Below are 15,515 nucleotides of genomic sequence, written 5' to 3'. Positions count from 1 at the left end.
TCCCGCCGCCTCCACCAATTGCTTATGCAATGAAATTACTGGTTGTGATCGCATTGAATGGGTCAGAATCCCGGCGGACTGATAAAAATTAATTTATCAGATGGTAAGGTTTATTTACACCTGCACCGCCTTCCGGGGGGTCGGTTTCCCCATTCCTTTGTTTCCAGCCGCCTTTCTTTTCATATAATATCATGCAGCTATGACCGGTTTCGGTTTTCGACGGATCGAAGCGCTGCAATATGGCATCGAAGTTGCCCCTGATTGGCAGGTTTGCGTATTTCGTCGACAGTTCACGGTGTATGGTTGGAACAACCTGTCATGTGCGGGGAGAAAATATGATTCTGAAGAATAAAATGGTGCAGCTGTGTATCAGCCTGGGGCTAAGTATGATCGTCATGCTGCTTCCGCGACCGGAGGGGACCAAGTTCGAAATTACAGGCGACAACGATAGAAAACTGTTGGCTCAGGTGAGTGCTGATTTTGCCATCGACGACAATGGCGGGCAGAAAACCAAAGGGTATGTCGTAAGGGCGATCGACCCGGGGCAACCCCGGGCGACGGCTGCCTGGCTCGCGGATGAGGCTGCCCGCCTGGAACTGGCCGACGTCCGGGTGGAGTACGTGGACGGCTTGTCGCCCACGGCCAAAAGGTTTCTGGCCGCCCTGGCTTTCATTGTCTTCCTGTTCATCTTCGAGCCGATTCCTCTGGAATTGACTGCCATGTGCATTGGGGTGCTGATGATTCTGACCGGTGTGGCCGATGTCAAGGGAGCCTGGGCGCCCTACATGCATCCGGTCGTGGTCTTCATCATGTGCTGCCTCGTTTTCGCCATCTCGCTGGAAAAGGCCGGCCTGACCCAGCGACTCGGCCAAGCCATCGCCCGCAAGGCCGGTGACAGCGTCATCCGGTTCACCTTTCTGCTGTCGGTGGGGCTCGGCTATGCCTCGGGCGTGATGCACGACGCGGCGGCGGCGGCCATCGGCATCGCCACCATGCTGCCCCTGATGCGGGCGGCCGGCATCGAACCGCACACCCGCACAGCCAAGTTCATGATGCTGTCGGTGCCCTTTGCCGCTTCGGCCGGAGGCATGATCACCCTGGTCGGCGGCGGCCGGAACATGGTTTCGGCGGCGTTTTTGAAAGAGTTCACCGGCATGGAACTCACCTTTTTCGACTGGATGAAATTCGCCGCACCGGCTGGACTGGTCTGTGTGCCGCTGGTTGTGGCCATCCTCTACTTCGTCTACCGGCCGGACCCCAGCTTCAAACTCCCCAAGTACGACGGGCGGATGGGACCCTGGACGCCGCTGGAGAAAAAGACCACCGCCATCCTGACCATCGCTTTCGGGTTATGGCTGACCAAAGGCCTCCACGGCCTCGACTATTCCATCACCGGTGTCCTGGCAATCGGCGCCCTGCTCACCACCGGGGTGCTCGACTGGGAAGACATCCACAAGCATCTGGAGTGGGGCACGGTGCTGTTTATCTTCGGCGGGGGCATCTCGCTGGGCCTGGGCATGGACACCTCCGGGGCGGCGCGCTATTTCGCAAACTTGTTTTTCCCCCTGTTCAAGGGGACCGGCTGGCTGGTCATGTTCGCCGGGGTGGCCGTATTCGGCGCGGTGGTCACCAACGCCATGGCCAACGTGGCCGCGGCAGCCTTGATTCTGCCAATTGTCATCCCCCTGGCCCAGCTGGAGGGGGTTGACCCGCGGGTGCTGGCGCTTTGTATGGGCATGGCCACCTCTTTTGCCTTGCTGCTGGTGATCGGCTGCCCGCCCAACGCCATCGCCTACTCCTATCGCCAGTTCACATCCTGGGACCTGACCCGGGCCGGACTGGTGGCCACGCCGGTGATGCTGGCCGCCATGATTCTGGTCAGCGCCCTGTGGTGGAGCGTGCTGGGCCTGGTTTAACAGCCAAAGTGGGCTGCGATGAATAGACGGCGGTTGCCGCCGCTTGACCCGGACCACCCGGGGAACCGACTCAAATCGCCTAATTCTCGGCAGCGAAGGCCTGCCGACAAGGAGAAAATTCTATGTTTCAATTGCCGATCAACATTCTCATTGTCGATGACGAGCGTGACTTCGTCGAAGTCCTCTCATTGCGCCTGACCGACGCCGGTCACCGGGTCCGAGCGGCCTACAGCGGAAAAGAGGCCCTGTCGGTCCTGGCCGAGACCGAACCGGAAGGTCTCCCGGATGTCGATGTAGTTGTTCTCGACATCAAAATGCCGGGCATGGACGGGATCGAGACCCTCAAGCTGATCAAAGCCAAGTACCCGGTCGTCGAGGTCATTCTGCTCACCGGGCACGGTGCGGTCGATACGGCGGTGAAGGGGCTGAAGTCAGGGGCCTTCGACTATCTGCTCAAGCCGGCCGATTTTGACGAGCTGACCGGCAAGCTGGAGGCCGCCCGCAAGCAGCGGGACGCCCAAGTGGCACGCATCCGTGAAGCCGAAGCGCGCGCTCTCATGCGGCGGAGTGGCGGATTGTTTAAATCCGATTAATGCCCCTGCCTTGCAGATTTTGTCATCGGACAATGGGCCGCATCCCGAAATTGGGTGTGATAGAGGCGCGCATACAGCCCGTCCTGTTCTAATAGCTGCTCGTGAGCGGAACGGTAAGTTGAGCGGTGGGCCCGTTCGACAATCCGGCCATGATTCAATACCAGGATTACATCCGCATCCAGAATGGTGCTGAGCCGGTGGGCAATCACCAGGCTGGTGCGCCCATTCATGATCCTTTCCAGGGCTTCCTGGATCAGGGCCTCGCTTCGGCTGTCGAGACTGCTGGTGGCTTCGTCCAGCACCAGGATGCGGGGGTTTTTGAGAATGACCCGGGCTATGGCGATCCGTTGCTTTTCCCCCCCGCTCAGCCGATAGCCCCGCGCACCCACGATCGTTTCGTATCCGTCCGGCAGGCCGGCGATGAAATCGTGGATATTGGCCGTCTGACAGGCTGCTTCGATTTCGGCCTGAGAGGCGTGAGGTGAAGCATAGAGCAGGTTTGTCCTTAGCGTGTCGTTGAAAAGATAGGGTTCCTGGGTGACCATGCCGATGGCTTTGGCCAGAGAAACCTGGGACACGTCTCTCAGATCATGCCCGTCCAGACGGATATTGCCGGTCGTTGGATCGTAGAGCCGCGGCAATAAGTAGGTGATGGTTGTTTTTCCGGCACCACTTGGCCCGACCAGAGCCGCCAATTCACCGGGCCGGATGGCAAAGCTCACGGCGTCCAGTGCCATTTGGCGGCTGGGTTGTTGAACCGGCGTCGATGCCCTTGAGGCATTCTCCTGAACCGGCGGATCACCTCTCATCTCCAATAAACCCGAAGGGCCTTTGCCATCTGCCGTATAGCTGAAGCTGACATCATCGAAAGCGACCTCCCCGGTAACATCCGGCAGCAGGATCGCGTCCGGCTTGTCCTGTATTTCGACCGGTAGGTCCAGCACCTCGAAGACACGCTCGAAGCTGACCATGCTTGTGGCAAACTCGATATGGGCATTGCTGATGGAACTCAAGGGACCGTATAGTTGGGCCAGGTAGGCGCCGAAGGCCACAATCGTCCCCACGGTGAAAACACCACGCAAAATCATGTGCCCACCCAACCAGAACACCAAAGCGGTTCCGACGGCGCTGATCAGACCCAAGCCCATGAAAAACCAGCGCCCCACCATGGCCGAACGAACGCCGATGTCGGCCACGGCCGCACTGCGCCGGCGGAAGCGGTTTCCTTCATCGGATTGTCTTCCAAACAGCTTGACCAGCAGGGCCCCGTCTATGTTGAGGGTCTCTTGCATCAAGACATTCATCTTGGCGTTCAACTCCATGCTCTGCCGGCGAATTTGGCGCAACTTTCGTCCGACCCGCCGGGTCGGGGCCAGAAACAAGGGCACGATGGCGATACTCAGGAGGGTCAGGCGCCACTCCAATGAAAACATGATGCTTACGGTGGCGACAACGGTGACGATGTTCGTGACAATGTTGATAAAGGTACCCGTCAAGGCTCGCTGAGCGCCGACCACATCGTTGTTTAGCCGGCTGATCAACGCCCCTGTTTTGGTGTGGGTAAAAAAGCGCAGGCCCATCCGCTGCATGTGGTGAAACAGGGCATTACGCAGATCGGCGATGAGGCCTTCACCGATGGTCGCGCTGAGGTAACGCTGTCCGAAGCCGATGGCCGCGCTGAGCAAAGGCACCCCGATCATGCCCAGCGCCAACCAATTGAGACGGGAGGTGTCGGCGTTGACGATGGCGTTGTCGATCAGGTCCCGATAGAGCAAGGGAGGGATCAAACTCAGGCCGGTAATGGCGAAGATGGTCATCAACAACCCTAACACTTTAATTCGATAGGGCCTTGCATATCCCCACACGCGTCGAAGCAGGGCCCAGCTGATCTCAGGGCGATCACGCTCATGGTCGTAGCGGACATATGCCCACCAACCGGTGCCGATATTCTGTCGCATATTTTTAACCCCTATTTTGAACCGCGATAGCCAGCGCTAACCCCGCCGCTTGCAGCGGGTTGGCGACTGAACTGGAAGTCGATTTATATCCTTACGATGAACCCTCCACGCAGTTTGCCGCGGGGAGGGTTCAATCGGTTCCTATTGCCCATTCAATATGGTTACCCTAACCACTTGCCCACTGTCTGTAAATCCTCGGCGGGCAAACCGGTGAGTGCAAGCGGGGCTGTGCCGTTCAATGTTGGGGAAATGGTGTGAAGGAAAGCCGTGGATGGAAAGACGACACGCCATGTCGTTTGACAGTTCGGGACCGGACGCATATTTTCCGTATGACTTCATCCACAGCGGGCCGCAGCGTTTGAAATAATCGGAAGGCATAGAAAGGGAGAAGCGATGAACGTTGATGACTTTGTAAAAAGCGTTGCCGCTGAAGAACCGCCGCACGGGCTGTCAGAAACGCTCACATCCTTGTGGTGGGATAAAAAGGGGGACTGGGATAAAGCCCATGCCATCGCCCAGGAGATTCCAACCGTCCTGGGCAGCGCGGTGCATGCCTACCTGCACCGCGAAGAGGGTGTCTTGTGGAACGCGGATTACTGGTATTCCCGCGCCGGGCGGCAGCGTCCCGACATTCCGCTCGAAGCAGAGTGGCAGCGATTGCTTGAGGAGGTGCTTGGTGGAGCCCAAGCATAAAGGCATATCACCCCGATACCTGCGTTGAAACGGTTTCGTGAGTCGATAGAGGGACGGCTGACGGATCGCAGTTCTGTTTTTCTAAATCTGCCGAGAAGGTGCGGATGCGTCCCAGTAGATATGACCGCTGGGTGGGCGTCAGCGACCGTTCTATTTTTTCCAGCAGCATGAGGGTAAGATCCGTGTTGACATCGAGATCGTTTTGGTAATGCGCGGTTCTGCGTAGATCGATATTCACCAGCAGGTCCACGAATGCGCCTTTGAAATCCGGGTCTTCTTGACGCCTTGCCAGTAAGTTTTTTAATTCAGCCGTAACGCGCTGCCGGTGGTCCAATCCGTCTGCGGCCAAAGGCCTGATTTCAGCGCTCCAGTCAAATACCGCCTGCTTCTGTACCGGGGTGATCTCGGATAACCATCGGTTGATGCGCTTGATCATTTTTTTTCTGCGCTTTTGTTCCAGCTGGGCCAACGGGATATCCACATATTTCGCTTTGAAGGTGTTGTTGCGCTGCTCCACATTTTCAAATAGCTCAGCGAGCTGTTCATCGGATGCGGTTGCTAAAATATCCGCCACTTCCGGCCCGATCTGTATCTTTATCACCCGCCAAAGGATGTTCAACTGGTCGGCATAGGCGTGCAGTCTTTCGACACTCAGTGGCAGGCGAGAATCGTCTAAATCGTAGGCCAAATCCTTGAGGGTTTGGCCATACGCCGGAAGCTGGGTATGGCAATGCCAGTCCAACGCGTTTATCAGGCGGTTTTCCAGCAAACGGCTCTGTTCCTGGTTCAAGGTGATATAGTCGTCCACGTACCAGGGAATCAGCCAGTCCAGATTAGGGTAGGTCATTCGAAGACTGCACCCCGAAACTCCGATCATAAGCAAGATTATCAGAATATACCGTGTCATTGTCTTAAGATAAACGGGGACTGATTATTATCAACCGGAGGATCCATTACCCTGCAGAAAAAGATCGCTCGGATAGCTGCAATGAAGACGGGCGCCCTGTTTTTTCCATCACGTGTGGACGCCTTTCGGTTAAGGGGTGTTTCCCGTGCGCTTGCGCTGATCCCTCAACGCTTTGATGTGCCTGGCCGGATAAACCCCGGTGGGGCAGACCCGGCTGCAGGCCACAGCGCGCTGGCATAAGGTTTCGCCATCCGGTGAGGCCGCCACAGAAAGCAGGTCGTTTGTAGTGGACGGATTTTTCTTCATCTCCTGGTCGATGGCTGAGAGCACGGCGGGTCCCAAAAAACGTCTGTTCTCACGCGCCACCGGGCAGGCGGCAACACAGCACCCACATTCGATGCAGTTCTCAAATTTGGTGATCGTCCGGTCATGGTCACCCAAGAGGAGATCATGACCATCCCGGTGTTCGTCGGCTTGGAGATAGGACCAATCCGGCTGGATGAACCGAAACAGCTCACTGCGCGCGGTCACCAGATCGCCGATGCGTTGAAAACAGTGCAGCGGTTCGAGCGTGATGGCTTTCGGGCCCAATTCAGCGAGTTGGGTCCTGCATGCCAGTCGCTCCACACCGTTGATGGTGCACGCACACGTCCCACATGAAGCGTGATGGCAGGCACGGCGATACATCAAGGAGGGCTCCTGATGGATGCGAATCTGTTCCAGGGCATCCAAAACGCTCCAATCGGGAGCCGGTGAGAGTTCATAAGTAAAAAAAGCCGGCGGGTCGATTACCCCCGGTTTGAATCTCAATATTTTAAGTTGCATGCGGGGCATCAGAATTTATCTCCGAAAGAATCGTCGATAGTGCGTTAAGACCGTATGCTTGGTCGTGCAGGGGATCGCCCGACCGGTTTTGGCGCACACCCGGTCGACCACCTTTTCGGCCATCGCCCGCATGGTGGTGGCTTTCCCGCCAACCACCGACAGCATCCCTTCAACCCCATCGGACAGCCCATGATCGATGACCTGGGACGCACGACTGATCCTGGTCGGATCCGCCTCGGCATCGCCCACCAGCAAAGGGCGTGAAGCGCTCCAGGCCGCAACCACCGGCAGGTGGGCAAGCTTCGGCAGCATCCGCGAACACAGATCGATCATCTGCCGGACATGGTCGGCGGGCAGCGTCACCTCGTCAGGGTCATTCGCGATCCAGGCGGAGGTACCTAAAATGCTCTGGTTGCGCTGGGGAACGACAATGTCGCCTTTTCCAGCAGGATGAAGCCGATTGATCACCATGCCGGTCAACCGCGGCTGCATGCTGACCATGACACCTGGTGATGGCTTCATGGGCAGATGAATGTCCAGCAGCGCAGCGATTTTTCCGGCCCACGGGCCCGTCGCGTTGATCACCATATCCGCTTCTTCGATGTAGGTTGCATGGCGATGATGATCTCTGACCTTTACACCGGTGACGGCCCCATGGTTGACAAGCAAACCCACGACTTCCGAAAAAGGGCGGATGTCGGCTCCGTTGGCCTTGGCCGAAGCAAAAAAGTGCATCGCCAGACGCCAGGCGTCCATGGTGGCGTCAGGCACCTGAACCGCCGCCTTGATGGTGGGTGACAATTCTGGTTCCATGCGCCGTGCGTCGACGGCGCTCAGCTCACGGCTGGGAATCCCGGCAGCACTGCAGTTGCGGATGAGCTGGCCATAGTGGTTCATGTCCGCATCATCGACGGCAACGAACAAGCCGTCATTTTGCTCCACCGCCTGAGGTGCGATAGCCCGCAGGATACGATTTTCCGTCATGCACTCCGCTGCCGTGGCGACATCGTGCAGGGCATAGCGGGCGCCGCTGTGCAGCAAACCATGGTGCCTGCCTGTGCTGCCACAGCACAGCTCGCCTTTTTCCAACAGGACAACCGAAAATCCCCGCAGGGCCAAATCATGGGCGATCGCACCGCCAATTCCGCCCCCGATGATTACCATTTTTTCCATAGGGTGTCCTGCTGTCACTGAAGCAACCATCGATGCATCCTTGTCCGCTTTCTCTTGATCATTGCATGTCGATCTCTTCTGGCTGAAATTTAGTCGGGTTGGATAGGGTTTTTCTTCATTATCACATGCAAGGGTAAAGACAAAACCAAGACCCTCCGGTCAACCATTGAAAATGTGAGCCTCGAGGCCGCGGCGCGGTGCGGGTTCAATGGGGGGACCTACCCCCAAACGCGCCCACATCTGCACCGTGTAGCGCGGGGATGGCGCATTGAGAAGATGGTGGATTTCTGTGTAGGATCGGTGTTGCTCGGCATACTCCTGCAGGGCTTGTTGGAGCGGTTGCATCGATATCCCCAGAGCGGTACCCGCCAGTTGTGCACGCACGTATGCACGACCGGCATTTACCTGGGTAATCCGGTCGTTGCCTTCAGTGACCATCCACATAAAACCCGGTGTTGATTCGAGGTTTTTATTGAAGCGCTCAATCTGGTCAAGCGTGGCGGAATCATCCGGTTTCGGTGCTTGGGAGCGATCAAACAGCCCTAAGCGCACGATCAGGCTTAAAAATGGATCGTTGATGGATATTCCGTCGCGGTATTGGGCGATCTCGCCAGCACCCACGCGCAGCACCTTGTATGTCTCCAGGATTTTCGCCGGTGTCGTGAGTTCGATGCGCCACGCGTCAGCGGCAATCGCTCGGTGTTTTTTGATTTCTTCAGGCCGATCCAGGCCAACAAATCCGAAACGAATCGGATACGCTTGCATGCTGTCAGCGATGGATTGAACCGCGTCCTCCTGGATGACGTTGCTCAAGTCATAAGCTTCACGATTCGTGCGGCGATGAAGAACCTGACCGAACAAAGGGTCTTTGGCAACTCCGGAATCGGCTGCAAGCCGGATACGGGCCAACGGGCGCTGGTCAATGGCTTCGGGACCATACTCACCCTGCGGAAACAACTCAATCGTCGTGCGAATCCCACGCTCACGCGCGGCTATATCGACCAGCTCGAGGAAGGTGCCATGACTAATCATGATTTGCCGGTAGTAGGGATCGGTTTCCGGCAACAATCGGGTGAGATCACAGTACAGCAGAATCTCATCGGGCGTGCGCAAATCAACCAGCCAGGATTGTAGGTTGTGAGAGTGCGGGGCAAGGATCGCGTAGCTCAAGATCCATTTGCGCACATCCATCTCTGTTTGGGGGCCCTTCCAGGCAGCGATCGCCTCCGGTGGCATGTCGCGGCTGCAAGCGGCAAGTCCGGCAGTCGCAGAAAAAATAGCGCCACCGCCGACAATCCGAATAAACGTTCGTCTATTCATATTCACCTCGATTGGGTTTGTGTTAGCTAACGGCAAATCATTTGCCTGTGCCAAAAGGATTGAAGATGTCAGGGCATCTAACTTTCCCATTCACGATTGCTTCCCGCCTAATCACCTACCGTGTGACACCGTGTTGGCGTCAAGGGGAAAATGAAGGTCGCATTAAAAAACGTTCCCGGCACACTGACAACCTGTCCGCCGACGGTAAATCAGGATGAGATGGGAATCTGGGGTTCCAGCACCGCTTTTTACTGCTAATGTCCTTTCAAATGCGCAGGTCCGGAGAGGTGCAGTTCGCGCGCAGCGCCACTGATGTTCCAGGGGTTGATGCCTATCCAGTTGATCATCACGCCCCACGGGTAATCGCATTGCATGGCGGTCTTTCAATTGTTTAGACCCTGACAGGGTGTCAGAGTCAACATACGTTTTGATCCGGCATCAGTTAATTCTGATTGTTGGGAAAACCAATTCCTAATTTTTGGGTATTTCTCAACCCGATCAGCCCTATCGGATGATCCTCTCTGACTTCAACCATTTGAAAAAATTAGGTTTTATTTTTTTGCATGAATATTGCTTCTCTTATGGGCACCGCCACGGGCCGTAAGCGCCGAACAATGGTGAGGAACGAGGCCCGATGGTTGCGCAAGGCATCGGCAATCCATGGATTCGATCGATAATGGACTGAGCTTGAAAGATTAAAAAATGGCACCATTCGCTGGCGTGGACAAACGCTCCGGGCAAGATCGCCGCGGGCGTCAACGTCCCCGGTTCAACACAACATTTTCTTTCAACGGGATGCGCATCGGCGTGCGGCGCGCCGAAGACCGACAGGGGGTCGTGGCTTTCGATCATTACCACCCATCCCTTTTCGTCGGCATCATGGTTGTCCTGTGCCTGAGCCTGTTGGATGCGCAGCTCACCTTGATCCTGATCGCCCGGGGGGCCAGGGAACTCAATCCGGTGATGCAGTACTACCTCAGCCACGGGCCTGAGGTATTTCTACTCGTGAAGTACGGCCTCACCGCATTTTCAGTACTCATCATCGTGCTGCTCAAGGAATCCCTCATCACACGCTACCGCCTAAGCACCGGCATGCTCCTTCATGTGTTTGCTGCATTTTTCGGCAGTGTGGTAATCTGGGAGTTCTATCTTTTATCCGTTCATTGATCGACGCTGCCACTTCTCCCCGCCAACCCGTTTCATCGTCCATATGCCATTCTCATCATCCATGACCGGCTGCCGGCCTTGGCGCAATCCAACCCTGTCTTGACAGATGAGTTGATCTCGGATAACCATAATAGTACCTGTTAATTCTATCCACTTATTGAATCTCATTCACACCCTCGATTTTCTATCTTTCGCTTTCAGTCGGACGCGTGCAAGCAAACCGGTTGCCGACAACCTTTTTTCGATTCGCCGAGGAGGACACATGCCGAATGTATCATTCAAGGGCCTTTGGATCGGGCTGGCCACGCTGGGCTGCGGCGTCGGTCTCTATTGTTGCACACCCTCGAGCCATGCCGCCCCCATACCGGGGATGGATCCGGCCGGATACCCCGCACCGAAAACGGGTTGCCTGGCGCCGGGCAAATGCCACTCCGGTGTCGAACCGATCCGCGCACACGACTCGGAGATGGCCCGGCAGATTTACGACAGGGGGGCTAAACAGGGCGACCCCAACGGCTGTGTGGTGTGCCACGGCGGCAATCCCAAGGAGGAAAAAGAGGCCAAGATCGCCCACACCGGCGCACCCGCGGGAAGCCTGCTGAGCGAATTCGTCGTACATGCCGGATCGGTATGGGTCAACGAGAAGACCTGCGGTCAATGCCACAAGGAGTGGACCTATGCGCAGTTTCGCTCGATCATGCAGACCGAAGCCGGAAAAATCCAAGGGGCGCTGTGGGGCTGGGGACCGGCCAGCACCGGTTATGCAAAAAAATACGGGAATTACGATGTGGACGATCCGGACGGCCCCACACCGATTTTTGGCACACCGGCCTACAAAGACTATACCCAGGCCCTGATGAAGCAATTTCCGGACAACTTTCCGTCATCGCTCGTGCAGGTGCCCGCGACCAACGTGGACAACCTGAAGGAAAACCCGTGGGAGGCCATCTATACCTATGTGCGCACCGATTGTCAGCGCTGCCATGTGGGGGTCAAGGGCCGTGACAAACGCGGCGACTACCGGGGCATGGGATGCGCCGCCTGCCATATCCCCTACAACAATGCCGGACTCTACGAGGGGGGCGACCCCAGCGTCAAGCGAGACGAGGCCGGACACGCCATGGTTCATTCGATCCAGTCGTCGCGCAAGGTCAAGGTCGTGGTCAACGATACGGTCTACTCGGGCATTCCCCATGAAACCTGCGTCTCCTGCCACAACCGGGGCAAGCGCATCGGGGTCTCCTTTCAGGGCCTGATGGAGTTTCCCTACGGCAGCCCCTATACGGACAAGGGCGATAAACAGCCCCAGCTGCACTCCAAGTTCTACCAGTTTATCCAGGATGACGTGCACCATCGGTTGAAATCCAGAGACGGCAACCCCGAAGGCGGTCTGCTTTGCCAGGACTGCCACACCACCACCTCCATGCACGGCAACGGCAACATCACCGGAACCTTGCTGGCCAACGTGGAGATCGAGTGTTCGGACTGCCACGGCACGGCAGCCTATTATCCCTGGGAACTGCCGCTGGGATGGGGCGATGAATTCGGCCAACAGGTAGACATGACCCAACCCAGAGGGGTGGCCCAAGAGCCGCTGTCCACCCACAAGCGGTTCAGCACGAACTATGACGCCAAGAACGGCTTTCTGCTGACCGCTCGGGGAAACCCTTTCAACAACGTGGTCCGCGACGGCGACAAAGTGCTGGTCCATTCGGACTCCGGCCTGGACTTCGAGGTGCCGGCACTCAAGTCGCTGGCCAAGCAACGGAAGTGGAAAAACCCGGCCAGGGCCATCTCGGCCAAAATCCAGGCCAGCAAGCACATGGATACGCTCGAGTGCTACGGATGCCATTCCGCCTGGGCCCCCCAGTGCAACGGCTGCCATGTCAAGGTGGACTTTTCCGGGGACAAACAGGCGACCGACTGGGTGGCCAGTGGCAATACCCATTTTGCCAACGGCCACACCGCTGAGTCCATGCGGGGGGTCGCCCCCCCGGTGGCCGCCGGTGTTGCATCCGGCAGCACCAGTGAGAACCGCACCTATCTTCGCTGGGAAGATCCCGTATTGGGCATCAACGGCGAGGGGCGGGTCAGCCCGATCATCCCCGGCTGCCAACAAATCACCACCGTGATCGCCCCGGATGGCGAGGTGCTGGTGAACAACAAAATCTGGCGCACGGCCGCAGGCGTGGAAGGCGGTGGAGAATCAGGACAACGGGGCCTGGACATGGCACCGGCAGCCCCCCATACCGTGGACTGGCGGGCCCGTGAGTGCACCTCATGCCATGCCCAGGCCAAAGCATTGGGCTACGGCACACACGACGGCCGCTATCTCCAAGGGTATGTGAACGGCATTTACGTCGACATCATGAACGAGAAGGGCGAACTGGTCACCAAGACCGCGCAGTATCAGATCAGCCCGATTCCCGATCTGCCCATGGATCTCGACAATGTCGTCAACCGGGACGACCAGCAGCTGCAGACCGTGGGGCATCACTGGCCCCTGGACGGCCCGCTTCCCAAGGTAGTCAGGGCGAACATGGAGCGCCAGGGCGTCTGTCTCTCCTGTCACCAGGAGATTCCGGAGGGTCGATTCGTCTATCGCATCATCTCCAAGCTGGGCGATGCGTTGGGCATGATCCCCGCCACGGACGCCGAGCACCAGAAGCTGGTCGGCAAAGCCATGTTCTTTGCGGCCAATCTACAGATCTTCGGGCCCCTTGTCGGCATCGTTGTCGTTCTGCTCTTCGTCGTGGTGGTGCGCAGAAAAAAAGCCGCATAATCCGGTCTGGGCGGGTCGGGTCCCTTTTCTCTGCGCAAGATCCGCCTCGAACGTAAACCAGAATCCAATTTTTTAGATCGATCTTGTTTGTCTTAAACATGAACGGCCCGCGCCTGATGGTCTCAGGAGGCGGGCCGTCATGGTTTTAGGAATCGTTTAGTCTACACTGCGGGCGTCCAGACCCAGGGCCTTGCGTTTGCTTTCGATGGTCCGTCGCAGGAAGAGGGCCGCCTTTTCGGGGTCGGGCTCCACGGCAAAGGTGGCGCCGACGACATCCTCGAGACCGGAGGTGAGCAGGTTGACCACATTCATGCTGCCGGTGATGGGCGGCATGGGGCCCAGATGGGTGGTGACGCCCGAGGCGACGAAATAGGTGCCAATGGTCACCGCCTTTTCCGAATACCACTCCGGCGCCGAGCCGGCCACGGGCAGGTCGCTGATATCCACGCCTAACGCATCGGCCAGGGCCGACACCAGCACCAGGATGCGCACGTTGTCCACGCAGCTGCCCATGTGCAGCACCGGCGGGATGCCCAGCGCAACGCAGATGGCTTTGAGCCCCGGCCCGGCCATCTCGGCAGCCGCCGGCACCTTGAAGCCCGCCTTGGCGGTGGCCACGGCCACGCAGCCCGTATCCACCACCAGGATGTCGTTTTCGATGAGCCGCCGGGTCAGGGTCACATGACCGTAATCGTGCTTGATCTTGGGGTTGTTGCATCCCACGATGCCCACGGCCCCGCGGATCTTGCCCGCCTTGATGGCATCGATCAGCGGCTCCGGTGTGCCGCCCAACGCGCCCACGATGGCTTCCACCGAGAAACCGCCGACCGCTTCCTGGGATCCCATAGGGATGAGCACCGTGCCGCGGTTGACATAATTTTCCACCGCGGCACGGACCACCTCCAGAGCCTTTTTTTCGGCGTTGTGGGGATGGAATTCGTGGTGCTCCATGTGGGGGAATTTGGCCTTGTCGCTGGTGCTGACCATCTTGGTGTGGTAACTGGCGGCCACCTTGCCCAGCGACGGCATGATGCACTGGTAGTCCACGATCATCATATCCACGGCACCGGTGGAGAGGATCAGTTCGGTCATCAGGTGGTTGCCCGCCATGGCGATGCCCCGGCGCATAAGCAGTTCGTTGCCTGTACAGCAGACACCCACCAGGTTGATGCCCCCGGCACCCTTCGCTTTGGCCAGATCGACGAGCGCCTTGTCCTGGCAAGCCTTGGAGACCATTTCCGATACCACGGGGTTGTGCCCGTGAACCACAATGTTGACCTGGTCGTCCTTCAACACGCCGGCGTTGGCCATAGTGGGCCGCGGGGTGGGCACACCGAAGAGAATATCGGAGACTTCGGTGGCAATCATGGAGCCGCCCCAGCCGTCGGACAGGGAATTGCGCATGGCCTGCAGCAGCAGGCTCTGCCAGTCATTGTCCACCCCCATGTGGGTGCGGTGCATCATTTCCGAAGTCTCGCGGTCGATCCCCCGCGGGGTCAGACCAAACTTCTTCCACACCTCCCGTCGCTTTTTGGGTGCGCGAGCGACCATCTTCACGGCCTTCTGGCGCATACCGTAGTCCTCCATCATGGCCTGGGCCAGCTCGCCGGCGATGGCCAGCGGAGCTTTGTCCTGGGTGGCAACCCCATACTCTTCGGCCAATCGCCTGAGCTTGGCTTCATCACGAATCTTGTAGCCGATGGCGCTGCCGTCGGCCACGCCGGCCAGCACCTCCACCAAGTCCCGGCCGTGGTCGGAGTGGGAGGCGGCGCCGGCGGCGATCATGCGGCACAGGTTGCGGGCCACGATGATGTCGGCATCAGCCCCGCAGACACCGGTCTGGGGACCCTCGCCGAACGGATCCACCCGGCACGGCCCCATGATGCAGATGCGGCAGGAAAGGCCCATGTCACAGAAACCGCACTGGGGCTGCTGAGCCTCATGCCGCTCCCACACGGTTTCAACACCGTCCTGCTGCGCTTTGGCAAAAAGCCGATCGCCATCCTGGGTAACCGACAAACTCTCTCTAGGATCAAACATGACGTCCTCCTTGGGATCGTGAACAGTTTTGGCGCTTTCTATCTCATCCCCAATTTGCCTGTCGCTTCAGCTTCCGCCGAGCGCTATTTCAGTTTGTTTGACTGTCTTCAGCAGGGCCACACCGGCCGGTATGGCCGGCTG

11 protein-coding genes are annotated in these 15,515 nt (G+C 58.0%); 5 read left to right on the top strand and 6 right to left on the bottom strand.

From position 1 onward, the window contains the following. Nucleotides 1-335 precede the first annotated feature (335 nt). Nucleotides 336-1,916, top strand: a complete 1,581-nt coding sequence (locus tag ABYV26_RS08690) for a DASS family sodium-coupled anion symporter (protein WP_372680100.1) — start codon at nucleotides 336-338, stop codon at nucleotides 1,914-1,916. A 122-nt stretch (nucleotides 1,917-2,038) separates the two neighbouring features. Continuing rightward, a complete protein-coding gene (locus tag ABYV26_RS08685; protein WP_372680098.1) occupies nucleotides 2,039-2,509 on the top strand; it encodes a response regulator in 471 nt (156 codons plus the stop codon). Here ABYV26_RS08685 and ABYV26_RS08680 read toward each other — a convergent pair. Beyond that, nucleotides 2,506-4,467, bottom strand: a complete 1,962-nt coding sequence (locus ABYV26_RS08680; RefSeq protein ID WP_372680096.1) for an ABC transporter ATP-binding protein — start codon at nucleotides 4,465-4,467, stop codon at nucleotides 2,506-2,508. The genes ABYV26_RS08685 and ABYV26_RS08680 overlap by 4 nt on opposite strands. Before the next feature lie 393 nt (nucleotides 4,468-4,860). On the opposite strand from ABYV26_RS08680, the gene ABYV26_RS08675 reads away from it, so the two are divergent. After that, complete coding sequence (locus ABYV26_RS08675) at nucleotides 4,861-5,160, top strand: hypothetical protein (protein WP_372680094.1); 300 nt, start codon at nucleotides 4,861-4,863, stop codon at nucleotides 5,158-5,160. A 7-nt stretch (nucleotides 5,161-5,167) separates the two neighbouring features. On the opposite strand, the gene ABYV26_RS08670 is transcribed toward ABYV26_RS08675, so the two are convergent. The 4 genes from ABYV26_RS08670 to ABYV26_RS08655 form a co-directional block, all read right to left on the bottom strand. Next, on the bottom strand, nucleotides 5,168-6,007 hold the full coding sequence (locus ABYV26_RS08670) for a DUF6279 family lipoprotein (protein ID WP_372680093.1): 840 nt from the start codon (nucleotides 6,005-6,007) through the stop codon (nucleotides 5,168-5,170). A gap of 189 nt (nucleotides 6,008-6,196) precedes the next feature. Then, nucleotides 6,197-6,901, bottom strand: a complete 705-nt coding sequence (locus ABYV26_RS08665; RefSeq protein WP_372680092.1) for a succinate dehydrogenase/fumarate reductase iron-sulfur subunit — start codon at nucleotides 6,899-6,901, stop codon at nucleotides 6,197-6,199. A gap of 6 nt (nucleotides 6,902-6,907) precedes the next feature. Further along, complete coding sequence (locus ABYV26_RS08660; protein ID WP_372680090.1) at nucleotides 6,908-8,065, bottom strand: FAD-dependent oxidoreductase; 1,158 nt, start codon at nucleotides 8,063-8,065, stop codon at nucleotides 6,908-6,910. 159 nt (nucleotides 8,066-8,224) lie between these two features. Further along, complete coding sequence (locus ABYV26_RS08655) at nucleotides 8,225-9,475, bottom strand: hypothetical protein (RefSeq protein WP_372680088.1); 1,251 nt, start codon at nucleotides 9,473-9,475, stop codon at nucleotides 8,225-8,227. Between the two features lie 612 nt (nucleotides 9,476-10,087). Between ABYV26_RS08655 and ABYV26_RS08650 the strand changes: the two genes are divergently transcribed. Further along, complete coding sequence (locus tag ABYV26_RS08650; RefSeq protein WP_372680086.1) at nucleotides 10,088-10,552, top strand: DUF5658 family protein; 465 nt, start codon at nucleotides 10,088-10,090, stop codon at nucleotides 10,550-10,552. 262 nt (nucleotides 10,553-10,814) lie between these two features. Next, the gene (locus ABYV26_RS08645) at nucleotides 10,815-13,334 is read left to right on the top strand and encodes a hypothetical protein (protein ID WP_372680085.1); all 2,520 of its coding nucleotides are present in this window, start codon (nucleotides 10,815-10,817) and stop codon (nucleotides 13,332-13,334) included. A gap of 156 nt (nucleotides 13,335-13,490) precedes the next feature. Here ABYV26_RS08645 and cooS read toward each other — a convergent pair whose 3' ends face one another. Continuing rightward, nucleotides 13,491-15,374, bottom strand: coding sequence for an anaerobic carbon-monoxide dehydrogenase catalytic subunit (gene cooS / locus ABYV26_RS08640; protein WP_372680083.1), 1,884 nt, complete (start codon nucleotides 15,372-15,374; stop codon nucleotides 13,491-13,493). Between the last annotated feature and the right edge of the window lie 141 nt (nucleotides 15,375-15,515).

The organism is Desulfosarcina sp. (assembly GCF_041551955.1).
Taxonomy (GTDB): Bacteria; Desulfobacterota; Desulfobacteria; order Desulfobacterales; family Desulfosarcinaceae; genus Desulfosarcina.
The sequence above is the reverse complement of the archived record's forward strand: the minus strand, read 5'-3'. Positions and strand labels throughout refer to the sequence as shown.